The organism is Mesorhizobium sp. B2-3-12 (assembly GCF_006442205.1).
In the GTDB taxonomy this organism is placed as follows: Bacteria; Pseudomonadota; Alphaproteobacteria; order Rhizobiales; family Rhizobiaceae; genus Mesorhizobium.
This window is the reverse complement of record NZ_VFVR01000002.1, coordinates 79,725-96,520: the sequence shown is the minus strand read 5'-3', so window position 1 is coordinate 96,520 and position 16,796 is coordinate 79,725. Positions and strand designations below refer to the sequence as shown.

General features: G+C 63.6%; 21 protein-coding genes and 1 pseudogene. 8 read left to right on the top strand and 14 right to left on the bottom strand.

What is annotated here, in order from left to right; translation table 11 throughout:
- The first annotated feature begins 62 nt into the window (after positions 1 to 62).
- Together FJ948_RS05715 and FJ948_RS05710 are read left to right on the top strand one after the other, a co-directional pair.
- Positions 63 to 830, top strand: a complete 768-nt coding sequence (locus tag FJ948_RS05715) for a TerC family protein (protein WP_140702435.1) — start codon at positions 63 to 65, stop codon at positions 828 to 830.
- A gap of 59 nt (positions 831 to 889) precedes the next feature.
- Positions 890 to 1,176, top strand: a pseudogene (locus FJ948_RS05710) (BrnA antitoxin family protein).
- Positions 1,177 to 1,181: 5 nt separating this feature from the next.
- On the opposite strand, the gene FJ948_RS05705 reads toward FJ948_RS05710, so the two are convergent.
- The 3 genes from FJ948_RS05705 to FJ948_RS05695 are packed head-to-tail and all read right to left on the bottom strand — an operon-like array spanning position 1,182 to position 2,538.
- On the bottom strand, positions 1,182 to 1,649 hold the full coding sequence (locus tag FJ948_RS05705; RefSeq protein ID WP_140702433.1) for an SRPBCC family protein: 468 nt from the start codon (positions 1,647 to 1,649) through the stop codon (positions 1,182 to 1,184).
- A gap of 20 nt (positions 1,650 to 1,669) precedes the next feature.
- A complete protein-coding gene (locus FJ948_RS05700) occupies positions 1,670 to 2,032 on the bottom strand; it encodes a hypothetical protein (protein WP_140702431.1) in 363 nt (120 codons plus the stop codon).
- Positions 2,033 to 2,055: 23 nt separating this feature from the next.
- Positions 2,056 to 2,538 carry an SRPBCC domain-containing protein gene (locus tag FJ948_RS05695; RefSeq protein ID WP_140702429.1) on the bottom strand — a complete coding sequence of 161 codons (483 nt, stop codon included), beginning with the start codon at positions 2,536 to 2,538 and terminating at the stop codon, positions 2,056 to 2,058.
- A gap of 51 nt (positions 2,539 to 2,589) precedes the next feature.
- On the opposite strand from FJ948_RS05695, the gene FJ948_RS05690 reads away from it, so the two are divergent.
- The 3 genes from FJ948_RS05690 (at position 2,590) to FJ948_RS05680 (ending at position 4,205) form a co-directional block, all read left to right on the top strand.
- A complete protein-coding gene (locus FJ948_RS05690; RefSeq protein ID WP_140702427.1) occupies positions 2,590 to 2,913 on the top strand; it encodes a helix-turn-helix domain-containing protein in 324 nt (107 codons plus the stop codon).
- Between the two features lie 199 nt (positions 2,914 to 3,112).
- Complete coding sequence (locus FJ948_RS05685) at positions 3,113 to 3,862, top strand: YebC/PmpR family DNA-binding transcriptional regulator (protein ID WP_140702425.1); 750 nt, start codon at positions 3,113 to 3,115, stop codon at positions 3,860 to 3,862.
- Between the two features lie 16 nt (positions 3,863 to 3,878).
- Entirely contained in the window at positions 3,879 to 4,205 is a 327-nt protein-coding gene (locus FJ948_RS05680) for a SelT/SelW/SelH family protein (protein WP_140702423.1), read from the top strand.
- A 33-nt stretch (positions 4,206 to 4,238) separates the two neighbouring features.
- Here FJ948_RS05680 and FJ948_RS05675 read toward each other — a convergent pair whose 3' ends face one another.
- Positions 4,239 to 4,715 (bottom strand): DUF1772 domain-containing protein, encoded by a 477-nt coding sequence (locus tag FJ948_RS05675; RefSeq protein ID WP_140702421.1) that lies wholly within the window; start codon positions 4,713 to 4,715, stop codon positions 4,239 to 4,241.
- Positions 4,716 to 4,885: 170 nt separating this feature from the next.
- Between FJ948_RS05675 and FJ948_RS05670 the strand changes: the two genes are divergently transcribed.
- Complete coding sequence (locus FJ948_RS05670; protein ID WP_140702419.1) at positions 4,886 to 5,521, top strand: TetR/AcrR family transcriptional regulator; 636 nt, start codon at positions 4,886 to 4,888, stop codon at positions 5,519 to 5,521.
- Here FJ948_RS05670 and FJ948_RS05665 read toward each other — a convergent pair.
- Positions 5,518 to 5,856: a hypothetical protein gene (locus tag FJ948_RS05665; RefSeq protein WP_140702417.1), complete on the bottom strand. Its 339-nt coding sequence runs from the start codon at positions 5,854 to 5,856 to the stop codon at positions 5,518 to 5,520. The two genes, FJ948_RS05670 and FJ948_RS05665, sit on opposite strands and share 4 nt — an antisense overlap.
- Before the next feature lie 96 nt (positions 5,857 to 5,952).
- The gene (rpmE, locus tag FJ948_RS05660) at positions 5,953 to 6,174 is read right to left on the bottom strand and encodes a 50S ribosomal protein L31 (RefSeq protein ID WP_140702415.1); all 222 of its coding nucleotides are present in this window, start codon (positions 6,172 to 6,174) and stop codon (positions 5,953 to 5,955) included.
- A gap of 204 nt (positions 6,175 to 6,378) precedes the next feature.
- On the opposite strand from rpmE, the gene FJ948_RS05655 reads away from it, so the two are divergent.
- Positions 6,379 to 8,178, top strand: a complete 1,800-nt coding sequence (locus FJ948_RS05655) for an ABC transporter transmembrane domain-containing protein (RefSeq protein ID WP_140702413.1) — start codon at positions 6,379 to 6,381, stop codon at positions 8,176 to 8,178.
- 87 nt (positions 8,179 to 8,265) lie between these two features.
- Here FJ948_RS05655 and FJ948_RS05650 read toward each other — a convergent pair whose 3' ends face one another.
- Entirely contained in the window at positions 8,266 to 9,750 is a 1,485-nt protein-coding gene (locus tag FJ948_RS05650; RefSeq protein WP_140702411.1) for a carboxypeptidase M32, read from the bottom strand.
- Between the two features lie 140 nt (positions 9,751 to 9,890).
- On the opposite strand from FJ948_RS05650, the gene FJ948_RS05645 reads away from it, so the two are divergent.
- The gene (locus tag FJ948_RS05645) at positions 9,891 to 10,244 is read left to right on the top strand and encodes a DUF1304 domain-containing protein (protein ID WP_140702409.1); all 354 of its coding nucleotides are present in this window, start codon (positions 9,891 to 9,893) and stop codon (positions 10,242 to 10,244) included.
- Positions 10,245 to 10,394: 150 nt separating this feature from the next.
- Here the strand turns inward: FJ948_RS05645 and FJ948_RS05640 are convergent, their stop codons facing one another.
- From FJ948_RS05640 to FJ948_RS05610, 7 genes are all read right to left on the bottom strand, one after another.
- Positions 10,395 to 10,820 carry a hypothetical protein gene (locus FJ948_RS05640; protein ID WP_140702407.1) on the bottom strand — a complete coding sequence of 142 codons (426 nt, stop codon included), beginning with the start codon at positions 10,818 to 10,820 and terminating at the stop codon, positions 10,395 to 10,397.
- Between the two features lie 250 nt (positions 10,821 to 11,070).
- Complete coding sequence (locus tag FJ948_RS05635; protein ID WP_140702405.1) at positions 11,071 to 12,102, bottom strand: peptidoglycan -binding protein; 1,032 nt, start codon at positions 12,100 to 12,102, stop codon at positions 11,071 to 11,073.
- Position 12,103: 1 nt separating this feature from the next.
- Entirely contained in the window at positions 12,104 to 13,129 is a 1,026-nt protein-coding gene (locus FJ948_RS05630) for a MotA/TolQ/ExbB proton channel family protein (protein ID WP_140702403.1), read from the bottom strand.
- A gap of 181 nt (positions 13,130 to 13,310) precedes the next feature.
- Positions 13,311 to 13,997, bottom strand: a complete 687-nt coding sequence (locus FJ948_RS05625; protein WP_140702401.1) for a hemolysin III family protein — start codon at positions 13,995 to 13,997, stop codon at positions 13,311 to 13,313.
- Between the two features lie 138 nt (positions 13,998 to 14,135).
- A complete protein-coding gene (locus tag FJ948_RS05620; RefSeq protein WP_140702400.1) occupies positions 14,136 to 14,936 on the bottom strand; it encodes an inositol monophosphatase family protein in 801 nt (266 codons plus the stop codon).
- A gap of 86 nt (positions 14,937 to 15,022) precedes the next feature.
- Positions 15,023 to 15,589 (bottom strand): elongation factor P, encoded by a 567-nt coding sequence (gene efp, locus FJ948_RS05615; protein ID WP_019861758.1) that lies wholly within the window; start codon positions 15,587 to 15,589, stop codon positions 15,023 to 15,025.
- A gap of 165 nt (positions 15,590 to 15,754) precedes the next feature.
- Positions 15,755 to 16,795, bottom strand: a complete 1,041-nt coding sequence (locus FJ948_RS05610; RefSeq protein ID WP_140702398.1) for a tetratricopeptide repeat protein — start codon at positions 16,793 to 16,795, stop codon at positions 15,755 to 15,757.
- Position 16,796 lies beyond the last annotated feature (1 nt).

Here is a 16,796-nt window from a genome sequence, read left to right as displayed (position 1 = left end):
ATAGAGGTTCGCAGTACCTAATTGCCGGCGACACTGCTCTAGATCGTAGGGGGACGACCTCCATGCAGCTTATTGAATTCCTGGCGCCGCATTTTCAATTCGTTTCCGATCCGACCGCCTGGGTCGCCTTGCTGACGCTGGTGGTGCTCGAGATTGTGCTCGGCATCGACAATCTGATCTTCATCTCGATCCTGACCAACAAGCTGCCGGAGGAGCAGAGGGCGCGCGCGCGCCGGCTCGGCATCTCGGCGGCGCTGATCATGCGCCTGGTGCTGCTCGCCACCATTTCCATCATCGTCCAGCTGACGACGCCGGTGTTTACCGCGTTCGGCCACGGCTTCTCCTGGCGCGACCTGATCCTGATCGCCGGCGGCCTGTTCCTGGTGTGGAAAGCGACCAAGGAGATCCATCACACGGTCGACCCCGACGACCATCAGGACACGATGCTGGGCGAAACGCTCAAGATCTCGCTCGCCGGCGCGATCTTCCAGATCCTGCTGCTCGACCTGGTCTTCTCGATCGATTCCATCATCACCGCCGTCGGCATGACCGACGAGATCGCCATCATGTACATCGCGGTCATCGTGGCCGTCACGGTGATGATGCTGGCGGCCGGGCCGCTGGCGGATTTCATCGCCAAGAACCCCAGCATCGTCATGCTGGCACTGGGCTTCCTGCTGATGATCGGCATGACGCTGATCGCCGATGGCATGGGCTACCATGTGCCCAAGGGCTACATCTACGCGGCGATGGGTTTCTCGGCGCTGGTCGAGGGCCTCAACATGCTGGCGCGGCGACGCAAGAAAGCGAAATCCAGCGACGGGCATTAGAGCGCGGACGCTACGGATTGTCGGGGCTCGGAAAGCGACCCCGGATGAAAGGAGGCCCTATGAGCAGGAAGGATCTTAGCCACGACCAGCGAGACCAGCTTGCAAAACTGGCCGATTTGCCTGACAGCGAGATTGATACTTCCGATATTCCGGAGGCTCCGGCCGAGAACTGGATACACGCCCGTCGCGGGAATCTTTACCGCCCAGTCAAGCAGCCGGTGACCATTCGGCTCGATGCCGACGTGCTTCATGGATCAAGGAACATGTCGGAGGCGGGGGCTATCAAACCGAGATTAATCACGTGCTCCGCCGCCATGTGATCGAACAGGAAAAGGGGCGATCCTGAGTCGCTTAACCTGCCGGTACTCCCTTCGGGTGCCGATCACCGATGAGGCCCAGCGTCAGGCCCTGTTCCAGCCAGGCCTTGGCGCCGGCGAGCACCAGCGTGAAGCCTCCGGTTGAACCGACCGCTCCTTTCACCTGCTCGTCGCCATTGCCGGCAAAGCCGAAATTGCGAACTTCGAGGAAGGTTGTCCGGCCGGGCATTTCCGTGAAGATCCAGACCACGGTGGTAGGCGGGTCGCTCCACGTCATCACGATCCGTTCGTTCCTGACGATTTCGCTCACGCGGACCGTCGTAGAGACGCCGTACATGCGCCACTCCCAATGCACCTCCTTGCCCCCATCCAGCCGGCCGCTGCCATGGGTGAACCAGAATTTTGTCGTGATCGCCGGGTCGACAATGGCCTCGAACACGTCGGCGATGGGCCGCCGGATCAGCATGCCGGCCTCGGCCGTGGGCGTTTCATGGATCTGCATTGCCGTTCTCCTTTCCGAACTCACCAGGCGTCGGGTTCACGGACCATGTGAACGATGTTGGCCGGGTTGGTGATCCAGCCACCGCGGAACCCTTCGCCCAGCGGTTCGATGGCATCGCATCTCGTGATGCCGGCGTCGGCGAGACGCTCGGCGGCGCCTGAAAAATCCTGCGTGAACAGCTCCAGCCAGACTTCCGCCTGGCTCATCATGGGTGCCTCGTCGATCCACAGGCGGTTGGGTCCAAGCTCGAAGCCGACGGCCGGCGCCTTGGCGGTGAACGGCTTGAGGCCGACGACGTCCCGGTAAAAGGCGATCGTCGCCTCGTATTGGTGCGGCGGCACCTTCATGGCGATGTTGATGCCGCCGGTGATCTTCGCGGTCATTGCTGGCTCCATTTTCTTGGCGTTCAAATGTTGTCTTCGCTGGCGGGCTCGCCCTTCATCTCGCTGCGGTAATAACCGTCGCGCAGGTTGATGCCGTATTCGACATAGGCCTTCATGCAGGCAAGCATCTGCGACCAGCCCTCGCAATTGAGGTAGGATTTCTTCAGGCCGACCGCGCCTTCCCGCCAGCCGCTCTCGGCGATGGTGACGAAGGTGCCGCCATCGTCGAGCGGTTCGAAATTCATCTCGATGCGGGTCTTGTAAGCCGGCTTGCCGTCGGCGTCGGTGGCATCCCAGCGCAGCACGATGCGGCTGTCCTTGACCACTTCGTCGACCTCGACAGGCACCTTGCCCCACCAGACGACACCAGAACCGGCAACCAACGGCGCGCTGGCGCCGCCGATGGTGGTGAAATAGCCGCTCAGCTTCTTCGGATTGACGACCGCGTCGAAGACCTCGGCGACCGGTTTGCCGATGCGGCCGGAAATTCTGAACCCAAGAGACATATCCACAGCTCCTCGCTTGATCGCGACAACGATATGTTATAGAAACATAACATGTCAAGCCGATCGCAGGACGATAATGTTTTCAAGGCGCTGGCGCATCCGCGCCGGCGCGAAATGCTGGATCAATTGAAAGACGAGCCGAAAACCACTGGCATGCTGTGCGAGGTCTTTCCCGACATTGATCGCTGCACCGTCATGCTGCACCTCAAGGTGCTGGAGGAGGCTGACCTGATCGTTGCGCGCCGCGAAGGACGCGAGCGCTGGAACCATCTCAACGCACTTCCGATCAAGCAGATCCACGACCGCTGGATCAGCCAGTATGCCGGCCATGCGCTCAGCATCATCGACCGGCTGAAGTCCGATCTTGAAGCATAGACACGTCCCGGGGTCGCCTTAGTGCGGCGCGGCTGGACGAATTGAGCCGATTTATCTATAAGCCGGCCATTCCGACAAGAGCGCCGCGCGTCCATCCGGACGCATCAGGGACGTTCTGAAATTTTGAATTCGAGTGTTTTGGAAAGCGAGGTCGCGCATCTCGCGGCAAGATGCTCTAGCCGAACACGACAGGGGTGCCATGGCTGGCCATTCACAGTTCAAGAACATCATGCACCGCAAGGGCCGTCAGGACGCGGTGCGGTCGAAAATGTTTTCCAAGCTGGCGCGCGAAATCACCGTCGCCGCCAAGAGCGGAACGCCCGACCCATCGATGAATCCGCGCCTGCGCCTGGCCATCCAGAACGCCAAGGCGGTGTCGATGCCCAAGGACAACATCCAGCGCGCCGTCAACAAGGCCTCGATGGGCGATGCCGAAAACTATGAAGCCGTGCGCTATGAAGGGTATGGTCCCGGCGGCGTGGCGCTGATCGTCGAGGCGCTGACCGACAACCGTAACCGTTCGGCCTCCAATGTGCGCGCAGCCTTCACCAAGGCCGGCGGCGCGCTCGGCGAAACCGGGTCGGTGTCGTTCATGTGGAACCGCGTCGGCGAAATCTATTATCCGGCCTCGGCCGGCAGCGCCGACAAGGTCATGGAGGCGGCGATCGAAGCCGGCGCCGACGATGTCGAGTCCGACGAGGAAGGCCACACAATCTATTGTTCCTTCGAAAATCTCGGCGACGTGTCGAAGGCCCTGGAAGCCTCGCTGGGCGAGGCCGAATCGGTGAAGCCGATCTGGCAGCCGCAGAACAATGTCCCGGTCGACGAGGAGCGCGCGCAGTCGCTGATGAAGCTGGTCGCCACGCTCGAGGACGACGACGACGTGCAAAGCGTTTACGCCAATTTCGAGGTCGATGACGAGACCATGGCCAAGCTCAGCGCGGCGTGAGAGAAGGCCGTCCGACATGAGCACAGCTCAGTTGCCCGCCGTCCGCATCACCTACTGCACGCAGTGCATGTGGCTGCTGCGTGCCGGCTGGATGGCGCAGGAGTTGCTTTCAACCTTCGGTACCGAACTCGGCGAGGTGACGCTGGTGCCGGGCACCGGCGGCATCTTCACCATCTCCTGCAACGATGTGCTGGTCTGGGACCGCAAGCGCGATGGCGGTTTTCCGGATGCGGCAAAACTGAAGCAACTGGTCCGCGACGTGATCGATCCGGATCGCGATCTCGGCCATGCCGACCGCAAGGGTCACACGTCGAAGGGTGACACGCAGAAAGACCCCGCCTGAGCGGAGTCTTTTTTTGCGTCTCGTTAGACCTCTTCAGAGCAATGCGAAGATAAAGCAGGCCATCGCCGCGATGGCGGTGACGGTGCGGACGTGGTTCCACATCACCCATTGGCTCAGATGGTTCGCCCACACGGCGGCGCCGTTGCTGCTGGCCGGGTCGACGGCGGCGAGCGAATCGTTGAGCGGCACGTTGAAAACCATGGTCACGATCGGGTTGCCGATCAGGTAGATCACCGCGCCGGCCAGCAGCCAGTACGAGCCGGACTGGCTCCAGCCCATGAGGGCGGTGGCTATAAGCACCAGGCAGATCAGTCCGGTGCCGAAAAGCGCGGTCATGAAGGTGGGGGTGATCACCGTGATGTTGATCGAATTCATCGCGGCGATGCCAGTTGGAACGGGCAGCCGGGCAAGTGCCGCCATAACGAAGTTGGAAAAGGCGAAGAACACGCCGCCGACGACGCCCGAGCCGATCGCGGCAATGATGGTGAGGGCGGGAAGAAGCCTGGTCATCTCAGTTGCTCCAGATGCCGGTAGCGGCGGTTTCATTGTGTCAGTCATTTCGGGTTCCTCCGTTACAAAATATGAGTAATCCTCACATTTGCAAAACGTGATAAACCCTCGTATTTTGTGAGTCAAGCCATTCGGGTCGATTTTGCCGAGTGCATTTGTTGGAGACAGTCATGGAAGGCACAGCGGCCAACGAGCAGATCGCTTCGCCGCGCAAGGCACCAAGCCAGCAGCGCAGCCGCGAACGGGTCGAGCGCATGCTTGCCGCCGCCTCGGCGCTGATCGCCGAGCAAGGCAGCGATGCCATGCGGATGGGCGAAGTGGCGGAACGGGCAGGCGTGTCGATCGGCTCGCTCTACCAGTTCTTTCCCGACAAGCGGGCGATCGTCTGGGCGCTGGCCGAGCGCTATACGGTGGAAAGCCAGGCCTGCATCTCAGAGGCGCTCAAGGACGTCACGGATGCGGAGGGGCTGGGCCGAGCGTTTTCGGAGCTGGTCGATATCTACTATGGGCTGTTCCTGGCCGAGCCGGTGATGCGCGACATCTGGTCGGGCACGCAGGCCGACAAGACACTGCGCCAGCTCGAGCTCGCCGACAGCCGCGCCAACGCCGAATTCCTCAGTGCCGTCTTGAGGCGGCTAAAGCCCGATGCCGATGCCGAAGCCTTGGAGACGACGGCGTTTCTGGTCTGGCAGATGGGCGAGGCGGCCGTGCGGCTGGCGATCTCGGTCGACCGGCAGGAAGGCGACAGGCTGGTGGCTGCCTACAAGCGCATGGCGCTCAGAGAATTGCTTCCTGAAGAGGGCTAGCGGCCGAGATAGCTGCGAAGCATTTCAGCACGCTCGTCATCCGTGCACATTACCATCCGGGCAAGGCTGAGCATACCGCGATGGAGCGTGACCACAGCCGATGCGGAGGCCACAATCGTCTCATCTGCCTCGGTTTGCAGATCCCTCAGCGCCAAATGGAAAAGCGTCTGCCAGGCGGCTTTGTAGTGGGGTTCGATCCAATCTGGTATCGGCGGGTTCCAGATTGTCTCGTCATTGTAGCGGAGGGCCAGTGCTCGCAGGGCCGGTCGTGGATGATATGTAACCTTGTATCCGCCCTTGAGACCGGACCATCGGTGATCGTCGAGAATGGACATATGGCCTCCGTGACCAATTGCGTTCAAGGCAGGGGCTTGAGGTCAACAAAAAACCCGCCACGAGGGCGGGTCTTTGAACTGCGAAGGTCGCTTGGCTTAGAGGCCGAAGCCCTCGAAGCGCTTCTTGAACTTCGACAGGCGGCCGCCGCGGTCGAGCAGGGTCTGCTGGCCGCCGGTCCAGGCCGGGTGGGTCGTCGGGTCGATATCGAGGTTCATCGTATCGCCTTCCTTGCCCCAGGTCGAACGGGTCGTGTATTCGCTGCCGTCGGTCATGACGACCTTGATGGTGTGGTAGTCGGGGTGAATGGCGCTCTTCATGGCTCGGTTCCTGGCTTGCTGGCGCGGCGGACGGGCATAAGCCTGCGTCGATGCGCCCCTTTTTAAAACTCGAAGCCGCAGCTATTGAGGAGCCACGGCTTCTAAAACGGTCGGCGTGCCTATACATCAGCCGGAATTGAATCACAAGGCCGTGGCAAGCGCAATTCAGGCGCATAGGCCGAGGCGGCTAGAGGAACACCCAGAATGGCGCAATCAAGCAGCGCAGACGAGCGCCGACGCTCGCTCAAGCCGCTCAGGCGCCTGTTCCCCTATATCGCGGGATATCGCACGCTGGTCGTCGGCGCGCTCATCTCGCTGGCCATCGCGGCGGCAACCACATTGGCGCTGCCGCTGGCGGTACGGCGCATGATCGACCATGGTTTCTCGTCGACCGGCACCACCTTCATCGCCGAGTACTTCGCGGCGCTGGTGGCGATGGCCGCCGTGCTGGCGGCGGCGTCGGCCGGCCGTTACTATTTCGTCATCACGCTCGGCGAGCGCGTCGTCGCCGATATCAGGCGCGACGTCTTCGCCCATGTGACGACGCTGTCGCCTGCCTTTTTCGACACCGCCCAGTCGGGCGAGATCGTGTCACGGCTCGCCGCCGACACCACGCAGGTCAAGTCGGCCGTCGGCGCCACCGCGTCCGTGGCGCTGCGCAATGTCATCCTCGGCCTCGGCGCGGTGGGGATGATGGTCGTCACCAGCCCGAAACTGTCCAGCCTCGTCATCGCGGCCATTCCCATCATCGTGCTGCCGCTGGTCGCCTTCGGCCGCTCGGTGCGGCGCAAGTCGAGGCAGGCGCAGGACACGCTTGCCGACGCGACGGCCTATGCCAGCGAGCAGATCGGCGCGGTGCGCACGCTGCAGGCCTTCACCAATGAGAAACTGGTCACCGGTCGCTTTTCGGGCGCGGTGGAAGCCGCCTTCGAGGCGGCACGCGCCTCGATTTTCGCACGCTCCTTCCTGACCTTCTTCGCCATTTTCACCATTTTTTCGTCCGTCGTGGCGGTGCTGTGGTTCGGCTCGCGCGACGTGCTCGACGGCATGATATCGCCCGGCACGCTCGGCCAGTTCCTGCTCTACTCGGTGTTCGCCGCCGGCGCGCTCGGCGCGCTCTCGGAAGTTTGGGGCGAACTCGCGCAAGCAGCCGGCGCGGCCGAACGGCTGACCGAGATCCTGGCCGAGACGCCGGCGATCCAGGCGCCGGCCAGTCCGAAACCGCTGCCGGCGGTCGCCAAGGGCGCGATCGTCTTCGACGACGTCTCCTTCTCCTATCCGGCGAGGCCTGACCGCGCCGCCGTCCATGGCTTGAGTTTTTCGGTCAAGCCCGGCGAGACGGTGGCCATCGTCGGCCCCTCGGGTGCCGGCAAAAGCACTGTGTTCTCGCTGATCCTGCGCTTCTACGATCCGGAGACAGGAAAAATCCTGATCGACGGGGTCGATGTGCGCGAGGCCGATCCCGTTGCGGTCAGGCAGCGCATCGCCATCGTGCCGCAGGACGTCACCATCTTCGCGGCGAGCGCACGCGACAATATCGGCTTTGGCCGGCCCGGCGCCAGCGAGGCCGAGATCGAGGCGGCGGCGAAGGACGCGCTGGCCGACGAATTCATCCTCAAGCTCGAAAAAGGCTACGACAGCCAGGTCGGCGAGCGCGGCGTGACGCTGTCGGGCGGCCAGCGCCAGCGGGTGGCGATCGCCCGCGCCATCCTGCGTGACGCGCCGATCCTTTTGCTCGACGAGGCGACCTCGGCCCTCGACGCCGAAAGCGAAACGCTTGTGCAGACGGCGCTCGAGCGGCTGATGCGGGGGCGCACCACCATCGTGATCGCCCACCGGCTGGCGACGGTGCTCAAGGCCGACAGGATCCTGGTCATGGACGGCGGCCGCATCGTCGAGGAAGGCACGCACCAGAGCCTGGTCGCCAAGGGCGGCATCTATGCCCGGCTGGCCAAGCTGCAATTCGAGACCGGAGCCAGCGCCTTCAGGGGCGCGGCGGAGTAACGGGCCCTACTCGCCTCGGCGTAACGAAAATTGTCATCCCAGGCGGCATTGTCGCTTCGGCTGCCGCCGTCGGTCACGCGGCCGATCTCATCCGCCGTAGCGCTGCTTCAGGTGATTGACGAAATAGACGGCGTTGAGTTTTTCGCCGGTGGCGCGTTCGAGCAGGTCCGGCGTCGACCAGCGCGACCCCTGCGACCAGATTTTCTCACGGCGCCATCCGTTGATCGCCTCGAAATTCCCTTTGGCGAGATCATCGTCGGCTGAAGGATGCTCGCGCACCAGCGCGGCCCATTGTTGCGCCGCCATCATCGCGCCCAGCGTGTAGGAGGGGAAATAGCCGAAGGCGGCACCTGGCCAATGCACGTCCTGCATGGGTCCATCGGCCGGATTGTCGATGGTTGAAAGGCCGAGATAGTCGCGCATCCTGGCATCCCAGGCTTCAGGCAGGTCAGCCACCTCCAGGCGACCCGAGACAAGCTCCTGCTCCAGTTCGTAGCGCAGGATCACATGCAGCGGATAGGTCACCTCGTCGGCATCGACGCGGATCAAGCCGCGCTCGACGCGGTGTACATGGGGCAGGAGATCGTCGAGCGACCAGGCCTCGCCAAGATGTTTTTCCACCACCGGCAGCGCCCAGCGCCAGAAGGCCGGATTGCGGCCGACCTGCTTTTCGACGAACAGGCTCTGGCTTTCATGCACCGCCATGCCGCGGGCCTTACCGAGCGGCCAGTGCGACCATGCCTTGGGCAGGTTCTGTTCATAGAGCGCGTGACCCGTCTCGTGTAGCACGCCCATCAGCGCCGACAGGAAATCCGACGTCTTGTAGCGCGTGGTGATGCGCACGTCGCTCGGCACGCCACCGCAGAAGGGATGGTGCGACACAGACAATGAGCCATGGGTCAGGTCGAAGCCGACCGCGGCCATCATGGCAAGCCCGAGCTCGCGCTGCCGGTCGATGGCATAGATGCCCGAAAGCGGTTTCAGCGGATGCTTGCGCAGCCGCGCTTCCTGTATCGCCAGCGCCTCCGGCACGAAGCCTTTGAGGAAGGCCTTCAGGTCGGCGAAGACGGGGGTGATATCGGCCGTGCGGTTGCCGGGATCGTATTGCTCCATCAGCGCGTCATAGGGAGCCAGGCCGAGCACGTCGGAGCGCAGGGCCGCCTCCTCGCGCACCAGAGCCACCACGCCCTCCAGCGCCGGCTGGAAGCCAGCCCAGTCGTTCTTGGCGCGCAGCGCGCGCCACAATTGCTCGCAGCGCATGCGCGCCGTGGTCTGGCGCTCGACGAATTCGACCGGCAGGCAGGTCAGGTTGGTGTATTGCCGCCGCAGTTCGGCGAGGGCGGCCCGCTGCTCATCGTCCAATGCCTCGCCTTCGGCCGCGGCGATCCAGTCCGATATTTCGGGCGCGGTCGCCCTGGTGTGATACATGCCGGCAAGGGCCGCCATCGCCTCGGCGCGCTTCTCGCCGCCACCGACGGCCATGTGGGTCGCTTCATCGGCGCCGAGGATTGCCAGCGCATGTTCAAGCGCTTCGAGCTTGTGGCCGAGATCGTCGAGTTTGTTAAAGGACATGGCGGCTTCCGTGGTTGAGGACGGCGCGAAAAGACACCAACGCAAAAGCAATGGCAACCCTCGGATGCCTCCGGCGGATACACCTTGCGCAGGCGATGCCAGACATGAAATGCTGCGGGCGAGGCATGAAGGGGGAGCAGATGATCGGCAACCTACTGGTCGGGCTGGTGGCCCTGATCCATGTCTACATCGTCTATCTCGAGATGGTGCTCTGGGACACGCCGCGTGGGCACAAGACATTCCGCCTGACGCCGGAATTCGCCAGCGCCTCCAAAGTGCTCGCCGCCAATCAGGGTCTCTATAACGGCTTTCTCGCCGCCGGCCTGATCTGGGGGCTTTACCTCGGCGCCGGCGGTTTCCAGGTCAAGGTCTTCTTCCTGTTGTGCGTTGCCATTGCCGGTCTCTATGGTGCGGCGACGGTCGGCCGCAAGATCCTGTTCATCCAGACCGTGCCGGCGGCGATCGCCCTGATCGCGGTCTGGCTTGGGTGGTAGGCAGAATGGGTTGGTAGGCAGGATGGGTTGGTAGGCAGGGCAAGGCTGGCAGGCAAGATGGGCCGGTGAGGAAAAAGGGCGCCCGCGGGATTGGGGTCCCGAAGGCGCCAAGATGGTCCCTTCCTCTTGGGCCCTTCAGACAGGATGGCTTCAGCCGTTCGGATAGTTTCCGCCGTCGGCACCATCACCCATCAGGAAACCGCTGCCGGTGTCGACCATCAGACGTTGATCGACATTGTCGAGCCGGCGCAGCAGGTCATGGTATTGCGCGGCCGGGATCCTGCCGTGATCCGACGCGGCTATCCTCTCGGCGGCCTGGCCGATGCGGGCGGCGCGCATATCCAGGCGCTCCGCGACGGCCGGGGTGATGTTGTTGGCCTGCCTGGCGTCGACGATGCCCTGATGGACGCCCTGAACCTGGTCAATGACGGCTTCGACACGCGGGCCCGTCAAGTCGGTCGGGGCGGTGGCATCGAGGGCGCCCTTGTGATGGCCCGCGGCGTAAGCGCCGGCGAGCGGGACGGCAATGAGAATTGCCGCAAGCGTTGCAGTCTTGAGAGATGCTGATGAGCGCATGGTGCGCTTCCTCCTGCTGGGAAGGGAGAGCGGCCGCGCCGCCCGCCTTCCGACCATTTTGGGTCGTCCAGTTCCGTCGCGTCGCGATGGGAGGCATCGCCGGCGGTTCTCGGCCCTGCACGGCAAGCTAGGAGCGCCTTGGCGCGAAGTGTAATTAAAAAAAGATAATCTTTTCAGGCCTTGCCGGCCGATCTCTGCGCCCTAGAGTTGAGCCGGCGAACAACTTCGCGTGAGTTCGCGTGATGATGGATCAACGTTCGGTGAGCTTCAGCTCGATGCGGCGATTCTTGTTGCGCGCTTCGTCGGTGTCGGCGGGATCGAGCGGCTGGAACTCGCCGAAACCGGCGGCGACCAGCCGGTTGGCCGGCACGCCGTTCTCGATCAGGAACTTGACCACCGAGGTCGAGCGTGCCGTCGACAGTTCCCAATTGTCGCGGTAGCGGCCATTGCCTGAAAGCGGCTTGTTGTCGGTGTGGCCGTCGACGCGCAGCACCCAGTTGATCTCCGGCGGGATTTCTTTCTGCAATTCGATGATGGCGTCGGCGAGCTTCTTCATCTCGACCTTGCCGGCATCGTTGATCACTTCGGAGCCGGTCGGGAACAGCACCTCCGACTGGAAGACGAAGCGGTCGCCGACGATGCGGATGTTCTCGCGGTCGGCGAGGATTTCGCGCAGCCGTCCGAAGAAATCGGAGCGGTAGCGGTTCAATTCCTGCACACGCTGCGCCAGCGCCACGTTCAGGCGACGGCCGAGATCGGCGATCTTGGTGTTGGAATCGCGGTCGCGCGTTTCGGAAACGTTGAGGGCATCCTCGAGCGCGCCGATCTGCTTGCGCAAGGCCGCGATCTGCTGGTTGAGGATCTCGACCTGGCTCAGCGCCTGCTGGCTGATCTGGCGCTGGTTGTCGAGTTCACCGCCCAGTTCGGCGGCACGCTGGTTGGCGGCGTCACCGGCGCCGGCGCCTTGTGCCAGCAATTGTTCGAGCCGGCTTTTTTCCGCCTCGGCCGCCGACAGGGACGCCTGCAAATTGGCGAGCGAATCCTCCTTGTCCTGCGCCGTCGAGCGCTCCAGCGCGAGCAGCTGGGTCAGTTCGTTGATCTGCGAATTGAGGCGCGACAGCGCCGTGTCCTTGCCGGAGATCTCGCGGCCGAGCAGGAACTGCGCCAGCACGAAAACGGTGAGCAGGAACATGATGGCGAGCAGCAGCGTCGACAGCGCGTCGACGAAGCCAGGCCAATAATCGATGCGGCGATCGGTACGCCGGCCCCTGGCAAGCGCCATGCTAGTGAACCTCGGGCTTCTTCAGGGCGTCGGCGATCTTCTCCAGCGTGTTGCGCATCGCCTTCTGCTCGTCGGACTGGGCCTCGACCCAGTCGCGCATGATCTGCTGCTCGGAGCGCATGTTCTTCACCAGGCCGGAAATGCCGTCGGCGAGATTGGCCATGGCGGTGGCGACGCGAGGGTTGGAGCCGCCGCCGTTCTCCTGCATGCTGCGCAGCCGCTCCGACAACAGGCGGATCTCGTCGGAAGGTTCGGCCTTGGCCGGGTCGGAGACGACGATGTCGGACGACAGATCGGTGACCGAGGACAGCCAGTTTTCGAGTTCGGTGTAGAAGCGCGTCTGGGCGCGGCCGGCCTGCAGGTCGAGGAAGCCGAGTACCAGCGAGCCGGAGAGGCCGAACAGCGAGGACGAGAAGGCGGTGCCCATGCCGGCCAGCGGCGCCGACAGGCCCTGTTTCAGCGAATCGAGCACCGCCGCGGCGTCACCCGTGCCTGGATCGAGGGATTCGATGGTCTCGCGGATCGAGCCGATCGTGTTCAACAGGCCCCAGAAGGTACCGAGCAGGCCGAGGAACACCAGCAGGCCGACCAGGTAGCGCGAGGTGTCGCGGCTTTCGTCGAGGCGCGTTGCGATGGAATCGAGCATTGTGCGCATCGAGGAGGTCGAAAAGGCCATCGACGAGGAGCGGCCGATCATTGCCTTCATCGGCGCCAGCAGCACCGGTTCCGTGGTTTCCGAGCCGGCGCGGAAGGAGTTGACCCAGCGCACCTCGCGAAATAGCCGCCCGACCTGCGTGAACGCCAGCAGGATACCGACGACCAGCACGCCGACGATCAGGCCGTTGAGGCCGGGATTGGTGACGAAAGCGGTCGTGACCTGGCGGGTCAGGATGGCGGCGATGAAGGCGACGATGGCCAGGAAGATGACCATGGTCAGCAGGAAGACCTGCGGACTCGACAATTTGTGCGGATCGTAGACCAGTACGTCGGAGCGCCTGCCCATGCCGAAGGATCTGAGAAAAGCCATCCGTGCCCCGTTTCCGATGCTCTATTTTGCCTTCACGCAATTCCGAACGGGAAACCGCTCACGCTTTCCCTGGAATTGCTCCAGCGCCGCCGATCACGTAGTTGGCGACTCTAAACGGAATTGTGACCAAATTGAATGGTGCTTGGCAATATTGCCACCGGCGGCCTTTGCGGCCGGCGCATCAGAGGCGGTTGATGACCAGGCAGTCGACCATGGCCGCCAGATGCAGGCCGGCGCCGGTGACGACGAAGCCGTGCCAGAGCGCGTTGTGGAAACGCAGCGCCTTCCAGGCGAAGAAGATGACGCCGCAGGAATAGACGACACCACCGGCGACGATGAGCATGATCGACGTGGTCGGCAGCGTCTCGACGAGCGGTTTGACGAGGATGATGCCGCTCCAGCCGATGGCAAGGTAGAAGACGATCGCCAGCCTGTCGAAGCGCCCCGGGAAAAACACCTTGATGGCAATCCCCGTTGCCGCCGCGGCCCAGACCAGTACGATCATCCATCTCGCCAGCGGCGAGGCTCCCAACTGGGCCAGAAAGGGTGTGTAGGTGGCGGCGATCAACAGATAGATCGCGGCATGATCGAAACGCCGCAGGATCCATTTCGCGGGCGAGGTCACCGGCCACAGATTGTAGGTCAGCGATACCGAGAGCACGGTGAGCAAGGAGACGACATAGAAGGCCGCGGCGGTGTATTCGCCGGGCCCGACCCGGAAGGCGGCGAGCGCCAGCAACGCCGAACCGGCGGCGATCGCCAGCACGATGCCGACCGCATGGACGATCCCGTCGGCGATCATCTCGGCGCGCGAATAATGCCAGCGTCCGATGAAGGGAATTTCCGTCTGTGGCGGCGTGTTGGTCATCTATCGTCCTAGCGTCGCCCGTTATCTGGGCAACCGCCGGACAGTATTTCAAGCTTTGTTTGCGGTTTTGCGACTGCGGCGGTTCAGCGCGCCAGGCATTTGCTTCCAGGCAAATTCCTGGGCGGCCCGCACTTTTCCTCAGCGCGGCGCCAGCGGCTTTTTCACCGCCTTCAGCAACGCGCGCTGGATGATCTCGTTGCCGGCGACGACCGAGCCGGTGTCGAGCATATCCTGTCCGCCATCCATGTCGGAGGCGAAGCCGCCCGCTTCGCGGATCAGGAGCAAGCCGGCGGCGATGTCCCAGGCCGACAGACCGACTTCCCAGAACCCGTCCATGCGGCCGGCGGCGACATAGGCAAGATCGAGCGAGGCCGAACCCAGGCGCCTGATGCCGGAGACCTCGGCCATGACGTTGCGCAGTTCGACCAGGAAATTGCCGTGATGGCCGCGGCCGAGATGCGGTACGCCGCAGCCGATCACCGTGTCGACAAGCTTCGTGCGGCCGGCGACGCGCAGGCGGCGATCATTCATGAAGGCGCCGCCGCCGCGCTCGGTCGTATAGAGCTCGTCCATGGCCGGATTGTAGATGACGCCGGCAACGATCTGGCCCTGGCGCTCGAGCGCGATAGAGACGGCGAACAGCGGAATGCCGTGCAGGAAATTGGTGGTGCCGTCGAGCGGATCGACGATCCAGCGGTGCTGGCTGTCATCGCCGGCGACGGCGCCGCGCTCTTCCATCAGGAAGCCGTAGCCCGGGCGCGCCTTCGACAATTCGGCGAAGACGATGTCCTCGGCCTTGCGGTCGGCCTGGCTGACATAATCGCCGGGGCCCTTCATCGAGACCTGGAGGTTCTGGACCTCGCCGAAGTCGCGCGACAGCGAGCGGCCGGCCTTCATTGCGGCCTGGACCATGACGTTGAGGAGGGCTGAGCGTGCCATAGTGCTTCTTCCTGGTGCGGCGCTTTAAACTCTGTCTCGATAAATGCCGGTGACCCAAATTGGGGGCCACTTTTGGGCGGCACGGATCAGTCGGCGCGGCGCACGTAAGTGATTTCGTTGGTGTCGACGATGATGCGCTCGCCGGCGCCGATGAAGGGCGGCACCAGCACGCGAATGCCGTTTTCCAGTACCGCCGGCTTGTAGGAGGACGCCGCCGTCTGGCCCTTCACCACGGGATCCGCCTCGGTGATGGTCAGCGTCACGTAGTCGGGGAGCGATATGCCGATCGGCCGCTCCTCGTAGAGCTGGACCGTCACCATCATGCCGTCCTGCAGGAACGCGGCGCGGTCGCCGACGAAGTCCTTGTTCAGTTCGAGCTGTTCGTAGCTTTGGGTGTCCATGAACACCAGCGCGTCGTCCTGCTCGTAGAGGAAGGAGAAATCCTTAAGGTCGAGCCGGATCTGCTCGACGGTCTCGGCCGAGCGGAAGCGCTCGTTGAGCTTGGTGCCGTTGATGAGGTTCTTCAGTTCGACCTGGTTGTAGGCGCCGCCCTTGCCGGGCTTGACGGTGTTGGTCCTGACCGCCACCCAGAGGCCGCCATCGTGTTCGATGACGTAGCCGGGACGGATTTCGTTGCCATTGATCTTGGCCATGATGATGGGATCCGGGATGCTGCCAACGGCTGGGCCGTCGGTATGGGATGTTCGCCGTGACAAGCGATTTAGGGCTCCAAGACCACAAATCGCCCGGAGAGGCAAGGGAGGGGCCCATTTGGGCCGGGCAAGGGGGCTGGCGCCGGCAGATCTTGCCAGCTGTCCTCAGGGCAGGCGGTTCGCCTTCTGCAGGGCCTGCTTGGTCTGGTCGTCGCTCAGCCCTTGCAGGAAATCGTCCATCTCCTGATCGATGAGGCCGGCGCGGCGGGCGACTATGTACCAGGCGCCGGCGAGCACGAGATCCGGATCGGTGCCGATGCCTTGCATATAGAGTTTTGCCAGGCGGTTCTGGGCCGCGACATTGCCGCCTTCGGCGGCCTGCTTCGTCCAGCCGAAAGCCGATTTCAGGTCGCGCGCGCCGCCGCGGCCTTCGATCATCCAGGCGGCGAGATCGATCTGCGCGGTGTCGTAGTTCTGGCGGGCGGCCTGCGCCAGCAGGCGCCGTGCCTGGGCATCGTCGCGCGGCTTGCCGCCGACGCCGTTGGCATAGATCTGCGACATGGCGTACTGCGCGTCGGCGAGACCCGTCGCGGCAGCGCGCTCATAGTAGGAAACCGCCTTGGCCAGGCCGGCGTCGCCTGAATCCTGCTGCACCAGCATCTGCGCGAAATTGAATTGCGCCAGCTGGTTGCCGGCCTCGGCGGCCGCCTGCATCAGGGCGTAGGCTCCCTTGGTGTCCTTCTTGACGTAACGGCCGTCGAGCAACATCAGCGCATATTGGAACTGCGATTCCGGCACGCCCTGCTCGGCGGCCAGCGCGTACCATTTCGCGGCCTCGGCCGAGTTCAGCGGCACACCCAGCCCACGCGACAGGATCTCGGCCACCAGCGTCTGCGCCGCCGGGTCGCCGTTCTGCGCGCGGACCAGCGCCAGATTGTATGCCGTCTTGTAAAGCCCGCGCTGGAAGGCGCCATAGGCGGCGTCCGCCGGCTTGGCGCCGAAGCGGTCGGGATTGACGCTGTCGACCGAGGGCAGCGGTGCGGGCTCCGCCGTGGTGGCGGGCTGCGGCAACTGCTTTTCGATCGGCTTGTCGGTGTGCACGCCGGTTTCAGGCTTGGGTTGCGGCAAGGGTATGGTTTCGGCGGCGGCGCCCTGGATCATCGCCGCCGCAAGCAGGGCCTGAAGGGAAAGCCTTGCCAGGGACACG